2 protein-coding genes and 1 pseudogene are annotated in these 3,654 nt (G+C 67.5%); all 3 read right to left on the reverse strand.

Annotated elements, in window-relative coordinates:
* On the reverse strand, positions 1–985 hold a 985-nt coding region (locus VF794_RS27745), incomplete at its 3' end, for a hypothetical protein (protein ID WP_331115527.1).
* A 282-nt stretch (positions 986–1,267) separates the two neighbouring features.
* A complete protein-coding gene (gene glgB / locus VF794_RS27750; protein WP_331115529.1) occupies positions 1,268–3,469 on the reverse strand; it encodes a 1,4-alpha-glucan branching protein GlgB in 2,202 nt (733 codons plus the stop codon).
* A pseudogene (locus VF794_RS27755) lies at positions 3,466–3,654 on the reverse strand (sugar phosphotransferase); the annotation flags it as partial. The gene glgB and the pseudogene VF794_RS27755, both read right to left, overlap by 4 nt.

Raw genomic sequence — 3,654 nt, forward strand, 5'->3', positions numbered from 1 at the left:
TCTGGAAGGGGTTGTTCAAGCTGTTCGCGGTGCAGAACAGCATCGAGATGGGCGTCGAGCGATTGACCTTGGGGCCGCCGTGTGCGGTTGCATCGAGCATCGCCACCGGGATCTGGTAGTCGATGAAGTACTCGGTGCAGGGGCGGTGGGAGACGAGCCGCGCGCGGGTGGTGCCGTAGTCCCAGACGGTCTCCGCGGAGCCATTCAGCCAGTCCCGAGTCGGGGACAGGTTGTTGTGGAAGTTGAGGAGGCGCTGCTCGGGGCCCTCTTCGACGAAGGCGGTTGGCTGGGTCCCCAGCAGCTTGATGTTGGCCGGCTCGTCCAGGTAGTTGATCGACTGGGTGGGAACCTTGCCGTAGATGCCCGCCAGGGTGTCCACGGGTGCCGAGGGGGAACCGGACGAGCCGTTGATGTGCGCGGCGAGGGTGCGGTAGCCGCTGCCATCGAGGTTGAAGAGAACCGTCCAGAGCCCCGAGCTCCAGGCGTCACCCGAGCGGAACGAGCTGGGGGAGGGGCCCGTGGCGTAGGTGTGCGCGTCCTGGGCGACGCGCCAGCGGAACATCAGCACGTCCTTGGACGGGTCCGTGGGGTGCTTGCGGAGGGAGTAGTAGATGCTGGGCCGGGTCTTGTCCTCGCACGACGAGGCGATGTTGACGTGGTTCTGCGGCGAGGTGCCGCCGTTGGACGGGTCCTGCGTGCGCGGGTCGTTCAGGGAGTTCTGGAAGCGGGTGTAGGCCCGCCACTCCCCGCAGGTCGCCCCGCACTCGGAGGGGGCCGGTTCCACGGGCCAGGCGACCGGGGCGTGGTGGACGGCGGGGCCGGAGCCTCCCTCCCAGTAGGGCGGCTGCGCGGTGTCGTGGACCCCCTGGGCCGAACTCTCCAGCGTGCTCCGCTCTTCCGAGCAGGCCGAGAGGAGGACGGCGAACACCGCTACGCCGAGGGCATACCGCTGAGCACGAGCCCGCCGGTGGCGGAGCTCGGACATAGTGGACCCCGCGGTGGCTCTATTCCCCGGAACGACTGGCTTCATAAGGCTCCTGTTCAGGACCTTACGAAAGCACTGTCGAAAGGTAAATGAACGCCGAACCTTTGGGGTCAAACAGATTGACAGGGAGCGCAGCGCATGACGCGACGCTCACCGGGCTGCGTCAGAGGGGGAGCCAGTTCGGAGGAGTACCAACTGTAACTGGGCGGCTCTCGTAACCTGGAGGCTCTCGGGTGCATTGAGTGAGAGCCTCCAGGCGGGTAGTGCGGAGTCAGGGGTGGCCTACCCTGGGGTGAACCAGAGCACGGAGAGCGGCGGCAGGGTCAGCACGGCCGAGGCGTCCTGCCCGTCCCAGCCCTGCGGCTCCGTGTGGATGCGCCCCATGTTGCCGATGCCGGAGCCGCCGTAGTCCTGGGCGTCCGTGTTCAGCAACTCCACGTAGCTGCCGTGGCGGGGGAAGCCGATGCGGTAGCCCTCGCGGGGCACGGGCGACAGGTTGGCGATGCACACCACGTGGCCCCCGGGATGGCGCGACCGCCGCACGAAGGCGAACACGTTGGACGCCGCCGCGTCCGGCTGGAGCCACTGGAAGCCCAGCGGCTCCGAGTCCGCGTCGTACAGCGCCGGGTGGCTCCGGTAGAGCCTGTTCAGGTCCGCCATCATCGCCTGGATGCCCGCGTGCCCCGGGTCATGCAGCAGGTGCCAGTCCAGGCTCCGATCGTTGTTCCACTCGGAGGGCTGGCCGAACTCGCCGCCCATGAAGAGCAGCTTCTTGCCCGGGTGCGCCCACATCCACGCCAGCAGCGCCCGGAGGTTGGCCCGCTTCTGCCACGCGTCTCCCGGCATCTTCCCGTACAGCGAGCCCTTGCCGTGCACCACCTCGTCATGGCTCAGCGGCAGCATGAAGTGCTCGCTGAAGGCGTAGAGCAGGCCGAAGGTGAGCTGGTTGTGGTGGTGCTGCCGGTAGATGGGATCCTTCGAGTAGTACGTCAGCGTGTCGTGCATCCAGCCCATGTTCCACTTGAAGTGGAAGCCGAGGCCGCCCTCGCTGGTGGGCTGGCTCACCTTGGGCCACGCCGTGGACTCCTCGGCGATCATCACCGCGCCGGGGAACTTGCGGCTCACCGTGTCGTTGAGTTCGCGCAGGAAGGAGATGGCCTCCTCGTTCTCGCGGCCGCCCCACCGGTTGGGAATCCACTCGCCGTGCTTGCGGCTGTAGTCGAGGTAGAGCATCGACGCCACCGCGTCCACGCGCAGGCCGTCGATGTGGTACTCGTCGAACCAGAAGAGCGCGTTGGCGATGAGGAAGTTGCGCACCTCGTTGCGGCCGAAGTTGAAGACGTAGGTGCCCCAGTCCGGCTGCGAGCCCTGGCGCGGGTCCGCGTGCTCGTACAGGGCCGTGCCGTCGAACTGGCCGAGCGCGTGGGCATCCCGGGGGAAGTGGCCGGGCACCCAGTCCAGGAGCACGCCGATGCCCTGCTCGTGCAGGTAGTTGACGAGGTAGCGGAAGTCATCCGGGTGCCCGAAGCGCGCGGTGGGGGCGTAGTAGTTGCCCACCTGGTAGCCCCAGGAGCCTCCGAAGGGGTGCTCCGCCACGGGCATCAGCTCCACGTGGGTGAAGCCCATGCGCTTCACGTAATCCACCAGCGCGGGCGCCATCTCACGGTAGGAGAGCGAGCGGTCCCCATCCTCGAGCACCCGTCGCCACGAGGCCAGGTGCACCTCGTAGACGCTCCACGGCTCGTGCTGCACGTTCTTCGTGGAGCGCGCCGTCATCCACTGCTCGTCCGACCACCGGAAGTGGTTCAGGTCGTGCACCACCGAGGCCGTGGCGGGAGGCACCTCGGTGCGGAAGGCGTACGGATCCGACTTGAGCAGGCGCGTGCCGCCGTGGCCCGGACGGATCTCGAACTTGTAGCGGGTGCCCTCGCTGGCCTCGGGGATGAAGAGTTCCCAGATGCCCGAGGCGCCCATGCGCCGCATGGCGTGCAGCCGGCCGTCCCAGCTGTTGAAGTCGCCCACCACGGAGACGCCCGCGGCCGTGGGCGCCCACACCGCGAAGGCCACGCCGCTGATGCCATTGTGGTGGATGGGGTGGGCCCCCATGCGCTTCCAGAGTTGCTCGTGGCGGCCCTCGCCCGTGAGGTACAGATCCATGTCGCCCAGCGTGGGCAGGAAGCTGTAGGGATCTCTCAGGGTGAACGTCTTGTTGCCGGGGTACTCCACCTCCAGCAGGTAGTTGAAGGAGTCCTTTCTGCCGTTGACCCGGGCCTCGAAGACGCCTCCCATCCGGTGCGTCATGGGTATGCGGCCGCCGAACTCGGGCAGCACGTGGATGGCCACCGCCTCCGGGCGGAAGGCCCGCACCACCACCGCGTCCCCATCCGGGTGGATGCCCAGCACGCGATGCGGCTCGGCATGCCGCAACTCCACCACCTGCTGCAGCTCCGCATCCACCTGCTGCCGATCCATCGGCTTCTTCACTTGCGAACCTCCATCCTCAAGAGTGCCTGGACGGGGATACGCACCCAGTCCGGCCGGTTCTGAAGCTCATAACGCACTTCGTAAAGCATCTTCTCCAGCTCGAAGGCGTCCAGCATCGTGTTGAAGGTCGCGTCGTCCGGGGGAAGGAAGGCGGCCCCGCGCGTGGCGGTGCGGTAGCCGTCCAG

The organism is Archangium sp. (genome assembly GCF_036389735.1).
Taxonomy (GTDB): domain Bacteria; phylum Myxococcota; class Myxococcia; order Myxococcales; family Myxococcaceae; genus Archangium.